This window comes from Nocardioides aromaticivorans (genome assembly GCF_013408525.1).
In the GTDB taxonomy this organism is placed as follows: Bacteria; Actinomycetota; Actinomycetes; order Propionibacteriales; family Nocardioidaceae; genus Nocardioides; species Nocardioides aromaticivorans.
The window spans coordinates 3,994,102-4,009,550 of record NZ_JACBZM010000001.1 but is presented as its reverse complement, the minus strand read 5'-3'; the positions used below and the strand labels follow the sequence as shown (position 1 = coordinate 4,009,550).

Genomic DNA, 15,449 nt, shown 5'->3' with positions numbered 1-15,449 from the left:
GATGGCTGGTGTCAGACGGTGACGGGCTCGGGCGCGGCCTCGACGGGGGCGGCGCGTCCCACGGACTTGAGCGCGATCACGGCGGCCGCTGCGACGACCGTGCCGGCGATCAGGGCGACGAAGAACCCGAGCACGCCGTCCACGGCGAACAGCACGAAGATGCCACCGTGCGGGGCGCGCAGGCTCACGTCGAGCGCCTCGGCGAGGCCGCCCGTGACGGCGCTGCCGAGCACGATCGACGGGATGACCCGGAGCGGGTCGGCGGCCGCGAACGGGATCGCGCCCTCGGAGATGAAGGAGGCGCCGAGGAGCCAGGCGGCCTTGCCGTTCTCCCGCTCGGCGCTGGTGAACAGGCCGGGCCGGACGACCGTCGCCAGCGCCATGGCCAGCGGCGGCACCATGCCGGCCAGCATCACGGCGGCCATGATCTTGAGCTCGGGAGCACCCGTCTTGAGGCTGGCTGCACCGATGCCGACCACGGCGAAGCTGTAGGCGACCTTGTTGAGCGGTCCGCCCATGTCGAAGGCCATCATCATGCCGAGCACGACGCCCAGGATGATCGCGTTCGAGCCGCTCATGCTGTTCAGCCCGTCGCTCAACTGCTCCATCAGCCAGGTGATCGGGCGGCCCAGGAGGAGCAACATGACGAGGCCGGCGACGATGCTGGTGACCAGCGGGATGACCAGCACGGGCATCAGGCCGCGCGCCCAGGTCGGCACCCGCCAGCTCGAGACCCACAGCGCGATCAGGCCGGCGAGGGTGCCGCCGACGATGGCGCCGATGAACCCGGTCTGGGGCGCCGCGGTGGCGTCGCCCGCGGCGAAGCCCGCCAGGTTCGTGGCCAGCGCGCCCATGATGAAGCCCGGCGCCAGTCCGGGCCGGTCGGCGATCGCGTAGGCGATGTAGCCTGCCAGCGCGGGCACGAAGAGCGCGAAGGCCGCCTTGCCGATCACGAACAGCAGCACGCCCAGGTAGAGCATGGCTCCGGAGCCGAAGGCGACGTGGTCGAGCCCGTAGTCGGCGGGCGTGGGCCGGTCGAGGAGGCTGTGCTTGACGAGGATGTCGCCCGCGACGTTGGCGCTGTCGTAGCCGCCCAGCAGGAAGCCGAGCGCGATGAGCAGACCGCCCGCCGCGACGAACGGGATCATGTACGACACGCCGGTCATCAGCACGCGGCGCGCCCGGCCGCCCCACGACTCCCCCGCGGACGCGGAGCCGCCGGCGGACGAACCGGCGCCGCCGGCCGCGGCGGAGCCCTCGACCCGGGCGGCGGACGGGTTGTCCGCGGCCCGGAGCGCCTCCGCGATGACGGCGTCGCCGTCGTCGATCGGGCGCTTCACCCCGGTCGCCACGACGGGCTTGCCCGCGAAGCGGTGCTTGTCCCGCACGCCCACGTCGGTCGCGAACACGACCGCGTCCGCGGCGTCGATGGTCGCCTGCGGAAGCGGCTTCGAGCCTGCCGAGCCCTGGGTCTCGACGTCGATCTGGACGCCGGCCCGCTCCGCGGCCGCCTCGAGCGCCTCGGCCGCCATGTAGGTGTGGGCGATGCCGGTCGGGCAGGAGGTCACGGCCACCAGGCGTCGTACGACGGCGGGGGTGGTCTTCTTCTGGACGTCGACCGGGGCGGGCGCTGCGTCGGCCGGCGGGGCCACGACGCCCTGCACCAGGGCGACGACCGCCTCCGGCGTTGTGGCAGCGCGGAGCGCGTCGGTGAACTCGGGCTTCACCAGGGACCGGGCGAGCTTGGCCAGGATCTGCAGGTGGGCGTTGCCGCCGCCCTCGGGCGCCGCGATGAGGAAGACCAGGTCGGCCGCACCGTCCTTCGCGCCGAAGTCGACGCCCGGCGCCAGCCGGGCGAACGCGAGGGTGGGCTCGGTGACCGCGACGGAACGGCAGTGCGGGATGGCGATCCCGTCCTTCATCCCGGTGGACGACTTCGCCTCACGGGCGTAGAGGTCGGCCTTCAACTGCTCGACGTCGGTGGCACGACCCGCCTCGGCGACACGTGCGGCGAGGGCGGCGATCACCGCGTCCTTGTCGGCACCGAGGACGGCGTCGAGGCTGACCAGGGCGGTGGTCATCAGCTCTGCCATGAGGGTTCTCCTTCGTGGGCGGTGGCGCTCAGGTCGAGCGCACGGACCCGGACCGTGTGGGTCCGGACGTCATCGGGGGTCGGCACGGTCGTGCCGGGGAGGGCGGCGGCGGCGCTGCCGTAGGCGACGGCGGCGGCCAGCCGGTCGGGCGCCGCGGCGCCGCGCAGGTCGGCGGCGAGGTAGCCGAAGAGGCTGCTGTCGCCGGCGCCGACGGTGCTGACGACCCGGGTCGGCGGGGGTACGGCGTGCCAGGCGCCGGTCGCGTCGACGAGCACCGCACCGGCGCCGCCGAGCGTGGCCAGGACGGTGGTGACGCCCCGGTCGACGAGGGTCCGGGCGGCGAGGGCGACCCGCTGCGGGTCGTCCTCGAGCTCGGCCGCGTCGGCACCGACCACGGAGGCGAGCTCCTCGGCGTTGGGCTTGAGCAGGCTGGGCGCGGACCCGGGCGCGAGCTGGGCGACGACGGCATCGAGGGCGGCATCGCTCGTGTCGACCGCCACCCGGCGGCCGGTCGCGCGCAGCCGGGCCGCGAGGTCGGCGTACCAGCCGTCGGGGGCGCCGGGCGGCAACGAGCCGGCGAGCACGACCCATCCGTCGCCGGGGAGGGCGAGAACCCGGTCCGCCAGGACGTCGAGGTCCGCGATGGACACCTCGGCCCCAGCGGCGTTGAGCTTGGTGGTGGTCCCGTCGGGCTCGGTCAGGGTGAGGTTGACCCGCATCGGCCCGGCCGGCGGCACCGGCGCGCTGGGCACGCCGAGGCGGTCGAGCTCGCGCACGAAGGGGTCGTCCGCCGCGACCGGCAGCACGGCGCAGGTCGGGACACCGGCCGCGACGCAGGCGCGGGAGATGTTCACGCCCTTGCCACCGGGCTGGTCGAGCGACGCGGCGACGCGGAGCACGCCGCCGCGGACGAGCTCGCCGGGGAGCGCGAGGGTGCGGTCGATGCTGGGGTTGGGGGTGACGGTGATGATCACGCGGTCACCACCTCGACGCCGGTCGCGGCGATGGCCTTGCGGTCCACCGCCCGGATCTCGCGGTCGGTCACGAGGGCGTCGACCTCGTCGAGCGCGGCGAACCGGACGGCGGTCTCGACGCCCACCTTGGAGGAGTCGACGAGTCCGACGACCCGCTCGGCGGCCAGCACGAAGGACCGCTTCGTCGCGGCCTCCTCGCTGTCCGGCGTCGAGAGGCCGTGGCCGGCCGTGACGCCGTTGGCACCGAGGAAGGCGACGTCGACCCGCAGGGCACCGACCGCGGCGACGGTCGTGGCGCCGACAGCGGCGTGCGTGTTGGTGCGGACCCGGCCGGGCAGCAGGTGGAGCTCGATGCCCGCGTTGCCGGCGAGCCGGGCCGCGATCGACACGCTGTGCGTGAAGACCACGAGCCGGTGGCTCGCCGGCAGCGCGTCGGCGAAGCGGGCGGTGGTGCTGCCCGCGTCGATCAGGACGGATGCGCCCGGCGGCGGCAGCTGGTCGAGCGCCGCCCGGGCGATCTGCGCCTTGGCCTCGGTGTTGGCCGCGTCGCGCTCCACGAGTCCGGGCTCCAGGGTGGAGAGCGCGGACGTCGGGACGGCTCCCCCGTGGACCCGCCGGAGGACACCCAGTGCCTCGAGCGCGGTCAGGTCGCGCCGTACGGTCTCCGTGGTGACGTCGAAGAGCTCGGCGATCTCGGCGACGGACATCCGGCCCCGGTCCCCGACCTGACGGGCGATGGCCTGCTGGCGCTCCTCGGCGTACATCGTGTGACCTCCCTCACGGATCTGTGTTTATGTTGTTTTATGCCCGTTTCTGTTGCTTGTCAAGGGGTTGGCGGTCTAGCGTGTGAGCATGGTCACCACGATCCACGGCACACCGGTCGTCCCCGGCCTGGCCCACGGGCCGGCACAGGTCACCGTCTCGGACATCTCCCCCGACGCCCTCGCGCGGTACGGCGACGGCGGGCACCCCGACGCCGACGCCGCCCTGGCCGCCTATGACGCGGCGGTGGAGTCGGTCGCCGAGGGCTTCCGCCGCAAGGCGGCCTCGGCAGACGGCGCGGCAGCCGGCGTCCTCACCGCGAGCGCCGGGCTCGCGACCGACCGCGGACTGCGCTCCGCCGTCGGCAAGAACCTGCGCGCCGGCGAGCCCCTGCTGACGGCCGTCGACCACGCGGTCGAGAAGTTCGTGACGGTGTTCACCGGCATGGGGGGCCTGATGGCGGAGCGGGTCACCGACCTGCGCGACATCCGCACCCGCGTCGTCGCACGTCTCGTCGGCGAGCCCGAGCCGGGAGTCACCCTGCCCGACGAGCCGGTCGTCCTCGTGGCGACCGACCTCGCCCCGGCCGACACCGCCGGCCTGGACCCGAGGCTGGTGCTCGGCCTGGTCACCGAGCGCGGCGGACCGACCAGCCACACCGCGATCATCGCCCGGCAGCTGGGCATCCCCTGCGTCGTCGGCGCGACCGGCGTCGTGGCCGCTGCCGCCGGTCACACGCTGCTCCTCGACGGTGCCGCCGGCACGATCGAGCTCGACCCCGACCCTGCCGAGGCCGCCGACCGGGTCGCGCGTGACGTCGAGGAGCGCGCCGCACTGGCGCACTGGGAGGGCCCGGGCCGCACGGCCGACGGCCACGCGGTGAAGCTGCTGGCCAATGTCGCCGACGCGTCGTCCGCCGTCGCCGCGGCCGAGGGCCCGGTCGGCGGGGTCGGCCTGTTCCGCACCGAGCTCAGCTTCCTCGACCGCGAGACCGAGCCCACCGTCGAGGAGCAGACCGCCGTGTACGCCGACGTGCTGGCCCCCTTCGTCGGGGACGACCGCTACGTGGTGGTCCGCACCCTCGACGCCGGCTCGGACAAGCCGATCGCCTTCGCAACCCACCCCGACGAGGAGAACCCCGCCCTCGGCGTCCGCGGGCTCCGGCTCTCGTTCACCGACCACGGCCTGCTGGACCGCCAGCTCGACGCGGTCGCGGCGGCGGCCCGGCAGAGCGGGGCGACGACGTGGGTGATGGCGCCGATGGTGGCGACCGTCGACGAGGCACGGGACTTCGCGCAGTCCGCGCGGGCGCGCGGGCTGGTGCCCGGGGTGATGGTCGAGGTGCCGAGCGCGGCCCTGCTGGCCGACCGGATCCTCGCCGAGGTCGACTTCCTCTCGATCGGCACCAACGACCTGACGCAGTACACGATGGCGGCCGACCGGCTGTGCACCGACCTGGCGCACCTCACCGACCCGTGGCAGCCCGCCGTGCTGCAGCTGATCGCGATGACGGCAGCCGCCGGCGAACGGGCCGACAAGCCCGTCGGCGTGTGCGGCGAGGCCGCCGCCGACCCCCTGCTCGCCTGCGTCCTGGTCGGGCTCGGCGTCACGTCGCTGTCGATGGCGGCGGCCGCCGTACGTCCGGTCGGGGCGCGCCTCGCGACGGCCACGCTCGAGCAGTGCCGGGAAATGGCGAACGCGGCGCTCGCGGCCGCGGATCCCTCCGCGGCACGCGACGCCGCGCGCGCCGTGCTGGCCTGACCGGTCAGGCCGGGTCGATCTCCTCCGCCGCCGGGGCCTGGGGGGCCTCGGTGGCGGGGGTCTGCTCGTCGGACTTCTCGAGCGCGTGCTCGGCCAGGGCCCGGCGCGACGAGTCGCGGATCTCGAAGACCTCGGTCGCGAACCCGCCGACCGCCGCCGCGACGTCGCCGACCGCCCTGGTCAGGATCGTGGCGACCTCGCCGACCGTGCTGGCGGCCGCCTCGGCGCCCGCCTGGATGGCGTCCTTGGCGATCTCGCCCTTGCTCAGGTGGTCACGTCCGCTCATGGCGCCAGTCTCCCTTGGCGGACCTCAGGCTGCCAACGAGTCCTCGGTCACGGACCCGGGGCCGCGCACGGGCGACACCTTCGCCGTACCGCCGGGGAACGAGTAGCGCACGATCTTGCGGAACACGCTGAACAGCTGCTGGCTGAGCCGACCGGTGTTGTAGGGCAGGCCGTAGCGCTCGCAGATCTCCTGCACCTCTCCCGCGATCTCGGGGTAGCGCCGTGCCGGCAGGTCCGGGAACAGGTGGTGCTCGATCTGGTGCGACAGGTTGCCGCTCATCACGTGCATCAGCTTGCTGCCCTTGATGTTGGCCGAGCCGAGCATCTGGCGCAGGTACCAGTGGCCGCGCGTCTCGTTCTCGGTCTCCTCCTCGGAGAAGGACGCCACGCCGGCCGGGAAGTGGCCGCAGAAGATGATGTTGAAGGCCCACACGTTGCGGACCAGGTTGGCGACCGCATTGCCGGCGAAGGTGAGCGGGAAGAGCGGGCCGGTCAGGGCAGGGAAGAGGACGTAGTCCTTCAGCGCCTGCTTGCGGATCTTGCGCATCAGGCCCGGGTAGAGCGGCTTGTTGTCGGCGAGCTTCCGCTTGCCGGAGACGATGTTCTCCACCTCGAGGTCGTGCAGCGCGACGCCCCACTCGAAGAAGGTCATCAGCAGGAACGCGTAGAGCGGGTTGCCGAGGTAGTACGGGTGCCACTTCTGCTCGGGGTCCATCCGCAGGATCCCGTAGCCCACGTCGCGGTCCTTGCCGACGATGTTGGTGAAGGTGTGGTGGATGTAGTTGTGCGAGTACTTCCACTGCTCGCCCGGGCACACGGTGTCCCAGTCGAACATGCGGGAGTTGAAGGCCGGGTCGCCCAGGAAGTCGTACTGCCCGTGCATCACGTTGTGCCCGATCTCCATGTTGTCGAGGATCTTCGACACGCTCAGGCAGGCCACGGCCGGCACCCAGCCGACGACGGGCAGGTAGAACAGCGCGCGGCCGGCGATCTCCAGCTTGCGCTGGGTCGTCACGACCTTGCGGAGGTACGCCGCGTCGGTCTCGCCGAGGTCGGCGATGACGCGCTGGCGGATGGCGTCGAGCTCCTCGCCCAGCTTCTCGATCTGCTCGGCGGTGAGGCCGTGGTACTTCTCGTCGTGCTCGGTGACGGTGGCGGTCATGTCGTGCTCCTTCGTCATCAGTGGGGGGTCAGAGGTCGATGTGGCAGTCACCAGCGGCGCTGGTGACGCAGATCCGGATCTCCTCGTCCGGCAGGGAGGACTCCTCGCCGGTGAGGACGTTGCGGACGGTGCCGGCGGTCTTGGTGCGGGTGCAGGAGAAGCAGATGCCCATCCGGCAGCCAAACTCCGGCTTCAGGCCGAGCTCCTCGGCCTGCTCCAGCAGGCTGGCCCCCGTGGCCGCGGCGGACTTGCCGGAGCGAGTGAAGGACACCTCCCCCTCGACGGTCTCGCCCGGCTGGGCGGTACGCGCGACGGCGGGCTTGAAGAACTCCATCCGCAGGCGCGGCGAGAGCTCGCCCTCGCCGTCGGTGTAGGCGTCGCGGACCAGGTCGACGAGCCCGGCGGGGCCGCACAGCCAGGTGTCGGTGTTGCGGTGGTCCGGCACCAGACGGCGCAGCTCGAACTCGCTGAAGACCTGGTCGCCGTGGCGCAGGTGGACGGTCACGTCGTTGTCGGCCGCGGCGATCCCGGCGAGCTCCTCGGCGAAGATCTGGTCCTCGGGACTGCGCGCGAAGTGGAGGAAGGTCACCTTGCGGCCGGCGCGGCCGTCGTACCCGTCGCGCAGGAGGGTCCGCACCATCGACATCGCGGGCGTGATGCCCGAGCCGCCGGTGATGAAGAGCAGGTGGTTGTTGGTCGGCGTCGCCGGGCTCTCGACGAGGGTGAACTCGCCCTGCGCCTGCGACAGGTGCAGGATCGTGCCGGGCTGCGCCTCCCGGACCAGGTACGACGACACCTGGCCCTCGTCGTGCGCGCGGATCGTGAGCGTGATCTGCTCGCCCGGCGCCGAGGCGGCGGACGAGATCGAGAACGCGCGGGTGAGCCGCTTGGCCGAGCCCGGCAGCTCGACGCCGACGAGGACGTGCTGGCCGGCGCGGTGGCCGCGCCAGGTGCTCGTCGGCTGCAGGGTCAGCGTGGCGACCGGCGCGGTGTCCTGTCCGGCGGTCTCGCGGTGGACGGACACGATGCGGGCACGGACCTCGTGGGCCGCCCACATCGGGTTGAACCGCTCGAGGTACCGGTCGACGGTGTGGGGCGTGGCGAGGGCCGCGGCGAGCCGCGAGCGCAGGAGCCGCCCGACGGCGCCGCTGGGCGCGGGCGGGGAGATGAGCGCTGACATCGCGCCTCCTTCGTTGCGGAAAGTTTGGGTGTACGTCTGTACACCGAAACTCTCGCAAGCCGCCCGCACCCAGGTCAACGACCTCGGGCCGTGACAGTGCACACATGTTCACTCAAGTTAGAGTGGGTACATGACCGGGTCACGCGTCGAGCAGAAGGAGCGCACCCGCCGCGCGATCCTCGACGCGGCGCTCGCGCTGTCCGAGGACACCACCCTGGTCGCCCTGTCGCTGCGCCAGGTCGCCAAGGAGGTCGGCATCGTGCCGACCGCGTTCTACCGGCACTTCCCCTCCATCGAGGACCTCGGCCTGGCGCTCGTCGAGGAGTCGCTCGACACGCTGCGCGCGTTGCTGCGCGAGCTGCGGCGTACGGCCGGCGACGACTTCCGCTCGATCATCGACGGCTCCGTGGCCGTGCTGGTGACCCAGGTCCACCAGGACCAGGCCCACTTCGGGTTCATCGCCCGTGAGCGGTTCGCCGGGCCGGCCACCGTCCGGGAGGCGATCGCGCGCGGCATCGAGCTGGCCGAGCGCGAGCTCGCCATCGACCTCGCCCACCTGCCCGGCACCGACCAGTGGTCCGAGGAGGACCTGCGGGTGCTGTCCACCCTGATCGTGGGCGCGATGGTCGCGACCGCCGAGCGACTGCTGACCGCCGGCCCCGGCTCCGCGGAGGAGCAGAGGATCGCCGCGACCGCCCGTACGCAGCTGCGGATGATGCTCATCGGCGCGATGCACTGGCGCTCCCGCCCCTGACCCGGCCATCGCCGTCGCGGACCGGCCACAACCAACCGGCCGCTCGCGGCGTCTCCCCTGGTGTCATCCGTTCCGACCCCAGGGAGCCCCCATGTCCGTCCCCGCCCGACTGCTCGCCCTCCTCGCCCTCGTCGGCTGCCTCCTGGCACCGGCCGCAGCGGCGACGTCCTCGACCACCGCCACCTCCGCCGGGCCCCACCGCACCCGGGTCGTGGTCCGCGTGGCCAACTGCGAGGGCTGTCAGGTGTTCCTGCAGCAGGGCCTGCGCGACCGCTGGTGGAGCAGCCGCGCCCACCGGGTCCGCGACGGGCGCGCCGTCTTCGACATCCGGTCCGGCCACACCCGCGGCATGTCGGTCGGCATCACCGGCACGTGGGAGGCGAGCAGCCCCCACCCGTCCGGCTTCCAGTCGATCGTGACCCTGCGCCACCGCGGCATCGCGGCCGGCGAGCGGGTCAGCCGCGCCGTCGCGCAGGGCAAGGCCCACGGCTCCGCCTGCTTCCCCGGTACGACGGCCGATCACCTGGTCCTCCGCGTCGAGGCGCGCAAGGTGCGCATCCCCGGCAACGGTGGCCCGGCGCTGAGCACGCTCGCCTGGGCGAGCCCGCAGACCCGGACCATGGCCGGCACGCAGCAGCGCCTCTTCCACGGCATCCAGGGCGCCCAGGACGTCGTCCCCTGCTTCTGAGGCGCGTCCGGGGAGGTCCCGCTCACACCCGCGGTGGGCGGCGGCGTCACGCTCGTCACGTTCGGTGGACGCGAAGTTACCGACCAGTCACCATGGCGCGGTGCCCACCGCAGTCCAGAGCCTGACCACCGCCGCCCGCAACGCGTGGGCGATCTCCCCCCTCGGTCCCGGCATCGAGCAGTACGACGGCCTGCCGGCCACCGTGCTCAGCGACGCCCCGCACCGCCGGCTCTCCCGGTACGACCGCACCACGCCGGCGACCGCGCCGCGGCCGGTGCTGCTGGTGCCGCCCCTGGCCGTCTCGGCCCGGTGCTTCGACCTCCGGCCGGGCCAGAGCCTGGCCGCCCACCTGCTGGAGAGCGGCCGGGCGACGTACCTCGTCGACTACGGCGCCATCGGGTTCGCCGACCGGGCGATGGGCTTCGAGACCTGGATGGACGACATCCTCCCGACGGCGATCCACGCCGTGCTCGACGACCACGCCGAGGCCGGCGACCGGGCCGACGGCGTCGACCTCGTCGGCTGGTCCCTCGGCGGGACGCTGAGCCTGCTCACCGCCGCCGCGCACCCGGACCTGCCGATCGCGTCGCTGACCGCCTTCGGCACGCCGATCGACTACTCCCTGATCCCGGCGGTCCAGCCGCTGATCGTCGCCGACCGCCTGCTCGGCTCGCGGGCCGTCACCGCGCCGACCGCCGCGCTGGGCGGCGTCCCGCGGCACGTGGTGCGGGCCAGCTATCGCGCCATGGCGCCCAGGCGCGAGCTCACCAAGGCCTACCACCTGGCCAAGAACATCCTCGACGCGGAGACGCTCGCCCGGACCACCGCCATCGACGGCTTCATCGCCGAGATGCCCGGCTACCCGGGCCGCGCCTACCACCAGATCCACACCCGGCTCATGGTCCGCAACGAGCTGGCCACCGGCACCGTCCAGCTGGGCCGGGACCGGAAGGTCAGCCTCGGCGACATCCGCACCCGCGTGCTCTTCGTCGGCAGCGAGACCGACAACATCGCCGACGGTCCGGCCGTGCGGGCCGGCGCCGACGTCGTACCGGGGGCGCGGTACGCCGCCGCCGACGGCCTCAGCCACCTCGGCCTCGTCGCCGGACCGCGGGCCGCGCAGGTGAGCTGGCCGGTGATGGACGAGTTCCTGGGCTGAGGGCGTCACTTCCGCACCTCAGGTCACAGCGGACAGGCGGTTCCTGCGCTTGTCAGGGGTTGCAACGCCCGACATGTGCATGAATCCCCGGTCGACCGGGGATTCATGCACATGCGCCTGGACTCAGTGCCCGCCGTGCGCACCAGCCGGCGTCTCCGCCTTCGACGGCAGCAGCAGCGACATGGCGATCACGACGAGGCCGATCACGCCGCCGGCGAAGAACGCCCACTGCAGACCGCCCATGAACGCGTCCGCCTTGCTGGCGCCGTCCTCGGCGAGGCTCTCCGTGCGGTTGGTCATGATGACGACCAGCAGCGCGGTGCCGATGGCGCCGGCGACCTGCTGCAGCGTGCCGAGCAGCGAGCTGCCGTGCGAGTACAGCTGCGGCGCGAGGTCACCCAGGCCGATCGTGAAGACCGGCGTGAAGATGGTCGCGAGGCTCGCCATCAGCGCGACGTGGAGCGCCACGAGCACCGGGTACGGCGTGTCGGCGCCGATCCTGCTCAGGCCGAACAGCAGCGCCACCATCGCGATCGAGCCGGGGATGACCAGCGGGCGGGCGCCGATCCGGTCGAACACCTTGCCGACCTGCGGACCGAGCAGACCCATCGCCAGGCCACCCGGCATCACCAGGAGGCCGGTCTGCAGCTCGCTGAGGCCACGCAGGTTCTGCAGGTAGAGCGGCAGCAGCAGCATCGAGCCGAGGAAGGCCATGAAGCCGGCCGACATCAGGATCAGCGACACCGTGAAGTTGCGGGTCTTCAGCGTGCGCAGGTCCATCAGCGGTCGGTCGGAGCGCTGCAGGCGCAGCTGCAGCAGGACGAACAGCGCGATGAGGGCGACGCCGCCGCCGATGAAGGCCGCCACGGTCTCCCACGCGGAGTGGCCGACCTTGCTGAGGCCGAACACGAAGGTGCTGAAGCCGCCCGCGGCCAGCACGACGCTCGCCCAGCTGATCGGGCTCGAGGTGGTCTCACCGACGTTCTCGAGCTGCTTGAAGCCGAAGAAGCCGACCAGCACGGCGATCGGGAGCACGACGGCGAAGATGAGCCGCCACGAGCCGAAGTGGAGCAGGACGCCGGACACGGCGGGGCCGAGCGCCGGGGCGCAGGACATGGCCAGGGTGACCTGGCCCATGACCCGGCCGCGGTCCTCCGCGGCGACGACCGTCATCAGGGTGGTCATCAGCAGCGGCATCATGACCGCCGTACCACCGGCCTGGACGACCCGGCCGACGAGCAGCGCCCCGAAGGTGGGGGCGACCCCCGCGACGAGGGTGCCGAGGCTGAAGGTGATCATCGCGGTGGCGTACGCCGTGCGCGTGGTCACCCGCTGCAGGAACCAGCCCGTCACCGGGATGACCGCGGCCATCGTCAGCATGAACACCGTCAGCGACCACTGGGCGGTGGTCTCGGTGATGTTGAAGTCGGTCATCAGCCTGGGGACGGCGTTGACCAGCGTGGTCTCGTTCAGGATCACGACGAAGGTCGCCGCGACGAGCAGCTTGATCACGAGCGGGGTGCGGCCGACGGGAGCGGTGGCGGCACCCGGGGTCGCCGGGGCGCTGAACTCCTGCTCGAACTCGGTGACGTCGTTGGCGTCGCCGGTCTCGGTGGGCCCGGTGGGCGCAGTCATGGCGGGTCCTATCGGTTGGGAGGCATGGTCCAGCGGTGGCCGACCTGGTGCTGCCGGACGAATCGGTGCGGCCCTCGCTTCACCAGTTCCACGAACGGGCCGACACTGTTTCGACAGGTGCCGCGAGAAAAAGTCATCGGACTTCCCACGGCGCTGTCAGGAGTCAATCGTCCAGCACCGACAGCCATTCCCGCCAACGGTTAAATCCGTCGGCGGGCGGGCGGCTGCGGGCCGCGCCAGTTTCACCGGCCGGCCGGTGTTTCTCCCGTGCCTGGACGACGAAACTCACGCTTGGACGATGAAGCTTCGTCGTCCAACCGTGAGTTTCACCGGCCGGCCGGTGAAACTCCCACCACCTCAGCGCGTGAAGACGATCTTCCCGAAGACGTCACCGGCCGCCATCGCCGCGAATCCCTCGCGCGCCTCGGTCATCGGCAGCACCCGGTCGATCACCGGACGCACGCCGGTGGCGTCGAGCATCGTGACCAGGCTGGCCAGCTCGTCGCGGGTGCCCATCGTGGAGCCGATCACGGAGAGCTGGAGGAAGAAGATCCGGGTCAGCTCGGCGTCGTCGAGGTTCGGGCCGGAGGTGGTGCCGGAGATGACGATCTTGCCCCCGGGACGCAGCGCGCGGATCGAGTGCGACCACGTCGCGCGGCCGACGGTCTCCATGACGGCGTCGACCTTCACGGGCAGGCGTGCGCCGGACTCGAACACCTCGTGGGCGCCGAGCTCGAGCGCCTTGGCGCGCTTGGCCTCGTCGCGGCTGGTGGCCAGCACCCGCAGGCCACCGGCGCGGGCCAGCGCGACGAGCGCGGTCGCGACCCCACCTCCGGCGCCCTGCACGAGCACCGTGTCGCCGGCCTTGAGCCCGCCCTGCGTGAAGAGCATCCGGTACGCCGTCAGCCACGCCGTCGGGAGGCAGGCAGCCTCCTCGAAGGACATCGACGCGGGCTTCGGCACGACATTGCGCGTCGGCACGATGACCTTGTCGGCGAGGGTGCCCTGGTGGCGCTCGGACAGCAGCGAGCGGCGGGGGTCGAGGGTCTCGTCACCGATCCACGCCGGGTCGGAGACGACGGCGTGGACGACGACCTCGTTGCCGTCCTCGTCGTACCCGGCCGCGTCGCAGCCCAGGATCATCGGCAGCGCCTCGGCCTTGAGGCCGACGCCGCGCAGCGACCACAGGTCGTGGTGGTTGAGCGAGGCCGCCTTCACGGTGACCGTCGTCCAGCCCTCGGGAGCGACCGGGTCGGGGCGCTCCCCGAGCACGAGGCCGGTCAGCGGGTCGTCGGCGGAGCTGGCGAAGGAGTCTGCGTAGACGGCGAACACGGGTCCCAACCTATCGAGGCGCCACGGACGTCGGGCACCCCCGTTCGGGGGCCGGACGGCTCCGGCTCAGGCGCGGGCGACGCCGTCGCGGCGCGCCGCCTCGGCGACCGCGGCCGCCACCGCCGGACCGACCCGCGGGTCGAACGGCGAGGGGATCACGAAGTCCTCGGAGAGGTCGTCACCGACGAGCGCGGCCAGCGCGTCGGCGGCCGCGACCTTCATGTTCTCGGTGATCGAGCTGGCGTGGACGTCGAAGGCGCCGCGGAAGATGCCCGGGAACGCGAGCACGTTGTTGATCTGGTTCGGGAAGTCCGAGCGGCCGGTGGCCACGACCCGGGCGTGCCGGTGGGCGACCTCCGGGTGGACCTCCGGGTTCGGGTTGGCCATCGCGAAGATGATCGCGTCGTCGGCCATCGTCGCGACGACCTCCTCGGGCACGGTGCCGCCGGAGACGCCGATGTAGACGTCGGCCCCGTCGAAGGCGTCGGCGAGCGTGCCGCGGCGACCGCACAGGTCGGCGGTGAGCTCGGCCAGGGCCTTCTTCGACGCCGTGAGGTCGGTGCGGTCGGAGCTGACCACGCCCTTGCGGTCGGTGACCGCGATGTCCTTGATGCCGGCGGCGAGCAGGATCTTCGCGATCGCGACACCGGCGGCGCCGGCGCCGGAGATGACCACGCGGGTCGACTCGGCGCTGCGGCCGGTCAGCTTGAGTGCGTTGACCAGGGCCGCGAGCGTCACCACGGCCGTGCCGTGCTGGTCGTCGTGGAAGACCGGGATGTCGAGGGCCTCCTTGAGGCGGTCCTCGATCTCGAAGCAGCGCGGTGCCGAGATGTCCTCGAGGTTGATGCCGCCGAAGCTCGGCGCGAGCCGGACGACGGTCTCGATGATCTCCTCGACGTCGGTGGTCGCCAGGCAGATCGGGATGCCGTCGACACCGCCGAACTGCTTGAACAGGACCGCCTTGCCCTCCATGACCGGCATCGCGGCGGCGGGGCCGATGTCGCCCAGGCCGAGCACGGCGGTGCCGTCGGTGACGATCGCGACGGTGTTCGGCACCCAGGTGTAGTGACGGGTCAGCTCCGGGTCGGCCGCGATCGCCTCGCACACCTCGGCGACGCCGGGGGTGTAGGCGAGGGACAGCTGGTCCTTGGTGCTGACGTCGGCCGTGGGTACCGTCGCCATCTTGCCGCCCAGGTGCAGGTCGAACACCGGGTCACCCGCGCGCGGGTGCGGGGAGGAAACGTCAGCGGCCACGGACGACAATCCTTCCACACCGCCGACCCCGGCCCGGACCGCGTCCGGATGACAACGGTCACAGCAGGCGCGGACGGGGCCAGAGCCGGGCCCGGGCGACCGCCCAGACCTCGCCCTCGGGCACCGCGCCCCGGTGCCGCGAGTCCACGCCGGCGTCCGGGTTGTCCCCGCGCAGCCACCATCCGTCGTCGCGGCGCTCGGCGGCCCGCTTGACCACCACGGTCCCGTCGGCGAAACGGGCCACGACCACCCGCCCGGGCCGGACCCGCGCGCCCCACAGCACCAGCAGTCGGTCCCCAGGTGCGAGCGTCGGCCGCATCGAGTCGCCGTGGACGACGGCCAGGCCCACCCTGCGCCGTACCGGCGCCTGTCCGGACTCCCGACCTCCCGTTGCCCCGGCTGCCATGCCG

Annotated in this window: 15 protein-coding genes; 4 read left to right on the top strand and 11 right to left on the bottom strand. The window is 72.6% G+C overall.

All coding sequences use genetic code 11. From position 1 onward, the window contains the following. Positions 1-11: 11 nt before the first annotated feature. The 3 genes from BJ993_RS19220 to BJ993_RS19210 are packed head-to-tail and all read right to left on the bottom strand — an operon-like array spanning position 12 to position 3,831. Entirely contained in the window at positions 12-2,093 is a 2,082-nt protein-coding gene (locus tag BJ993_RS19220; protein ID WP_179650625.1) for a PTS fructose transporter subunit IIABC, read from the bottom strand. Continuing rightward, complete coding sequence (locus tag BJ993_RS19215; protein WP_179650624.1) at positions 2,081-3,067, bottom strand: 1-phosphofructokinase family hexose kinase; 987 nt, start codon at positions 3,065-3,067, stop codon at positions 2,081-2,083. Before BJ993_RS19215 ends, BJ993_RS19220 begins: the two co-directional genes overlap by 13 nt. Beyond that, complete coding sequence (locus BJ993_RS19210) at positions 3,064-3,831, bottom strand: DeoR/GlpR family DNA-binding transcription regulator (RefSeq protein WP_036542063.1); 768 nt, start codon at positions 3,829-3,831, stop codon at positions 3,064-3,066. Before BJ993_RS19210 ends, BJ993_RS19215 begins: the two co-directional genes overlap by 4 nt. A gap of 88 nt (positions 3,832-3,919) precedes the next feature. On the opposite strand from BJ993_RS19210, the gene ptsP reads away from it, so the two are divergent. After that, positions 3,920-5,590: a phosphoenolpyruvate--protein phosphotransferase gene (ptsP, locus tag BJ993_RS19205; RefSeq protein WP_179650622.1), complete on the top strand. Its 1,671-nt coding sequence runs from the start codon at positions 3,920-3,922 to the stop codon at positions 5,588-5,590. Positions 5,591-5,594: 4 nt separating this feature from the next. On the opposite strand, the gene BJ993_RS19200 is transcribed toward ptsP, so the two are convergent. From BJ993_RS19200 to BJ993_RS19190, 3 genes are read right to left on the bottom strand one after another with little or no spacing between them, the layout of a single operon-like run. Then, complete coding sequence (locus BJ993_RS19200) at positions 5,595-5,876, bottom strand: hypothetical protein (RefSeq protein ID WP_036542059.1); 282 nt, start codon at positions 5,874-5,876, stop codon at positions 5,595-5,597. A gap of 24 nt (positions 5,877-5,900) precedes the next feature. Continuing rightward, entirely contained in the window at positions 5,901-7,037 is a 1,137-nt protein-coding gene (locus tag BJ993_RS19195; protein ID WP_051931881.1) for a fatty acid desaturase family protein, read from the bottom strand. 28 nt (positions 7,038-7,065) lie between these two features. Continuing rightward, the gene (locus BJ993_RS19190; RefSeq protein WP_218864753.1) at positions 7,066-8,217 is read right to left on the bottom strand and encodes a ferredoxin reductase; all 1,152 of its coding nucleotides are present in this window, start codon (positions 8,215-8,217) and stop codon (positions 7,066-7,068) included. A 130-nt stretch (positions 8,218-8,347) separates the two neighbouring features. Between BJ993_RS19190 and BJ993_RS19185 the strand changes: the two genes are divergently transcribed. The 3 genes from BJ993_RS19185 to BJ993_RS19175 all read left to right on the top strand — a co-directional run bounded on the left by BJ993_RS19185 (position 8,348) and on the right by BJ993_RS19175 (position 10,818). After that, complete coding sequence (locus BJ993_RS19185) at positions 8,348-8,971, top strand: TetR family transcriptional regulator (protein ID WP_036542057.1); 624 nt, start codon at positions 8,348-8,350, stop codon at positions 8,969-8,971. Positions 8,972-9,062: 91 nt separating this feature from the next. After that, positions 9,063-9,659, top strand: a complete 597-nt coding sequence (locus BJ993_RS19180) for a hypothetical protein (protein ID WP_179650620.1) — start codon at positions 9,063-9,065, stop codon at positions 9,657-9,659. 100 nt (positions 9,660-9,759) lie between these two features. After that, positions 9,760-10,818, top strand: coding sequence for a polyhydroxyalkanoate synthase family protein (locus BJ993_RS19175; RefSeq protein WP_179650618.1), 1,059 nt, complete (start codon positions 9,760-9,762; stop codon positions 10,816-10,818). Between the two features lie 123 nt (positions 10,819-10,941). Here BJ993_RS19175 and BJ993_RS19170 read toward each other — a convergent pair whose 3' ends face one another. The 5 genes from BJ993_RS19170 to sodX form a co-directional block, all read right to left on the bottom strand. Beyond that, positions 10,942-12,453, bottom strand: a complete 1,512-nt coding sequence (locus BJ993_RS19170; RefSeq protein ID WP_179650616.1) for an MDR family MFS transporter — start codon at positions 12,451-12,453, stop codon at positions 10,942-10,944. 163 nt (positions 12,454-12,616) lie between these two features. Then, entirely contained in the window at positions 12,617-12,742 is a 126-nt protein-coding gene (locus BJ993_RS26095) for a hypothetical protein (protein WP_257026925.1), read from the bottom strand. Positions 12,743-12,810: 68 nt separating this feature from the next. Beyond that, positions 12,811-13,785, bottom strand: a complete 975-nt coding sequence (locus tag BJ993_RS19165; protein WP_179650614.1) for a zinc-binding dehydrogenase — start codon at positions 13,783-13,785, stop codon at positions 12,811-12,813. A gap of 66 nt (positions 13,786-13,851) precedes the next feature. Next, the gene (locus BJ993_RS19160; RefSeq protein ID WP_179652463.1) at positions 13,852-14,967 is read right to left on the bottom strand and encodes an NAD(P)-dependent malic enzyme; all 1,116 of its coding nucleotides are present in this window, start codon (positions 14,965-14,967) and stop codon (positions 13,852-13,854) included. Positions 14,968-15,097: 130 nt separating this feature from the next. Then, the gene (gene sodX / locus BJ993_RS19155) at positions 15,098-15,445 is read right to left on the bottom strand and encodes a nickel-type superoxide dismutase maturation protease (protein ID WP_179650612.1); all 348 of its coding nucleotides are present in this window, start codon (positions 15,443-15,445) and stop codon (positions 15,098-15,100) included. Positions 15,446-15,449 lie beyond the last annotated feature (4 nt).

Coding starts and splice junctions, on each gene's coding strand:
- BJ993_RS19180 (WP_179650620.1), top strand. CDS start 9,063: ATGTCCGTCCCCGCCCGACTGCTCGCCCTCCTCGCCCTCGTCGGCTGC.
- BJ993_RS19185 (WP_036542057.1), top strand. CDS start 8,348: ATGACCGGGTCACGCGTCGAGCAGAAGGAGCGCACCCGCCGCGCGATC.
- BJ993_RS19200 (WP_036542059.1), bottom strand. CDS start 5,876: ATGAGCGGACGTGACCACCTGAGCAAGGGCGAGATCGCCAAGGACGCC.
- BJ993_RS19195 (WP_051931881.1), bottom strand. CDS start 7,037: ATGACCGCCACCGTCACCGAGCACGACGAGAAGTACCACGGCCTCACC.
- BJ993_RS19170 (WP_179650616.1), bottom strand. CDS start 12,453: ATGACTGCGCCCACCGGGCCCACCGAGACCGGCGACGCCAACGACGTC.
- BJ993_RS19220 (WP_179650625.1), bottom strand. CDS start 2,093: ATGGCAGAGCTGATGACCACCGCCCTGGTCAGCCTCGACGCCGTCCTC.
- BJ993_RS19210 (WP_036542063.1), bottom strand. CDS start 3,831: ATGTACGCCGAGGAGCGCCAGCAGGCCATCGCCCGTCAGGTCGGGGAC.
- sodX (WP_179650612.1), bottom strand. CDS start 15,445: ATGGCAGCCGGGGCAACGGGAGGTCGGGAGTCCGGACAGGCGCCGGTA.
- ptsP (WP_179650622.1), top strand. CDS start 3,920: ATGGTCACCACGATCCACGGCACACCGGTCGTCCCCGGCCTGGCCCAC.
- BJ993_RS19190 (WP_218864753.1), bottom strand. CDS start 8,217: ATGTCAGCGCTCATCTCCCCGCCCGCGCCCAGCGGCGCCGTCGGGCGG.
- BJ993_RS19160 (WP_179652463.1), bottom strand. CDS start 14,967: ATGGCGACGGTACCCACGGCCGACGTCAGCACCAAGGACCAGCTGTCC.